At 39.1% G+C, this 1,850-nt stretch carries 2 protein-coding genes; both read left to right on the top strand.

Annotation, left to right across the window (positions count from 1 at the left end; genetic code table 11):
- The first annotated feature begins 288 nt into the window (after window positions 1–288).
- Entirely contained in the window at window positions 289–1,146 is an 858-nt protein-coding gene (locus ABZA26_RS14155; protein ID WP_372715137.1) for a sirohydrochlorin cobaltochelatase, read from the top strand.
- An 80-nt stretch (window positions 1,147–1,226) separates the two neighbouring features.
- Window positions 1,227–1,850: FecCD family ABC transporter permease (locus ABZA26_RS14150; RefSeq protein WP_372715136.1), on the top strand; the 624-nt coding region annotated here is incomplete at its 3' end.

Here is a 1,850-nt window from a genome sequence, read left to right as displayed (position 1 = left end):
GGAAAACGAGGCAGAGGATATGGCAAAGAAGAAAAAAGAATATGCTGCAGGTCAAGAGTAATAATTTTATGCAGGCAGAAATTCTGTCTGCATTTTTTATTCGCTCAGAAGAAAGTTTGAAACAGTGTGAAAAAAATCCGTTGCTCCACCAGAACCATGGGGAAATTAGTTGATATTTTAAGAATAATAGCTGATAATAAATATATAGAGTTTCAATTCTATAATAATATTATGAGGCTGTGAATGTTGGTTTCTCTGATTGTATAGAATAAGGAGGCAAAGGGTAAGATGATAAAGGAAAACAAATCAGAAAATAATTTTGATCTATGTAAAAAGAATAAAAAGGGTATTCTGATGGTGCATTTTGGGACGGTAAAAGAAGAAGTGCGAAAGAAGACTCTAGACTCCATAAATATGAATATAGCCGAAAAATTTCGAGAGTTTCAGGTAAGGGAAGCTTATACATCCAGAATGATAATAAAAAGAATCTATAAAAAAGAAGAAATCAGAAAAAACACCCCCAAAGAGGCTCTGAGGCTCATGGCCCAAGAGGGCTTTACTCATATAGTAGTTCAGGCAAGTCATGTGATAAACGGACTCGAAGGAGAACATCTGAAAGATGAGCTGAGATATTTTAAAGATGATTTTCAAGAGATAAAAGTGGGAGAACCACTCCTGACTTCGCCGGAGGATTATATTGAAACTGCCGATATTTTCAAAAGGGAGTTTGGAAGTATAGAGGGTGCTGTAGTTTTGGCAGGTCACGGGACAAGACATCACTCTAATTCTGCCTATGGTATGCTTCAGACAGTTTTCAATATGAGGGGGATGGAAGGATTCTATGTGGGAACTGTAGAAGGGTACCCGGCTTTAGACGATCTGATTCCACAACTGAGGAAAAAAGGTGTCAATAAGGTTACCCTTGTTCCATTCATGATAGTGGCCGGGAATCATGCAGTGGAGGATATAAATGGAGAATGGAGAGAGACTCTGGAAAAGGAGGGGGTTTCCGTAGAAGTAATTATGAAGGGTATGGGAGAGCTTCCTGATATACAGCAGATATTTGTCAGGCATATCAACAGGGCTCTGAACTCTGAAGAAGAAAACATGGGAAATAAAAAAGATGAGATACTAAAAAGCATCTGACTCCACCTTTTAAGAATACTATAAATCATCATAATGTTATGATATAATATACAAAAGTTGCATAGGAAGTGGTGTTTGAAATGGAAAAAAAAAGGTTTAGAATATGGCTCATCTCTGGGTTGGGCATCTTCTCTATAACTCTTTTAGTATATGCCGGTATGGGATATATTAAAATCCCTGTAAAGGATGTTTTTGAAATATTATTTAATCTGGATCCTGAAAAAACGGGAATGACAGAATGGATTATAGTGAGGGAGGTGAGACTTCCCCGTATAGTGGTATCAATGATTGCAGGAGCTGCTCTCAGTCTGAGTGGTCTAGTGTTTCAGGGAGTGCTTTTAAATCCCCTGGCAGACCCCTATACCCTGGGGATATCAGCAGGAGCTTCATTCGGAGCGGCCCTTGCCATAATACTGAAACTGAGTTTTTTAGGAGGTTTCACCGTACAGCTCATGGCCTTTGTCTTTGCTGTGATAAGTCTCAGTATGGTGCTGAAAATGGCCACCTTCGGAGGAAAGATAAACTCTGTGTCACTCATACTGTCAGGAGTAATCATAGGGGCCTTTTTTTCTGCAGGGCTCACATTCACAAAATACATAGCAGGAGACGAAGTGGCTTCAATTGTCTTTTGGCTCATGGGAAGCTTCTCCTCTAAGACATGGAGTGAAGCTTTAATTATGGGTGTAATAACTCTTTTAGGATTC

Source organism: Ilyobacter sp. (assembly GCF_041583315.1).
In the GTDB taxonomy this organism is placed as follows: Bacteria; Fusobacteriota; Fusobacteriia; order Fusobacteriales; family Fusobacteriaceae; genus Ilyobacter.
The sequence above is the reverse complement of the archived record's forward strand: the minus strand, read 5'-3'. Positions and strand labels throughout refer to the sequence as shown.

What these genes read in the sequence shown, in the direction of transcription:
- ABZA26_RS14155 (WP_372715137.1), top strand. Translation starts at nt 289, where the DNA reads ATGATAAAGGAAAACAAATCAGAAAATAATTTTGATCTATGTAAAAAG.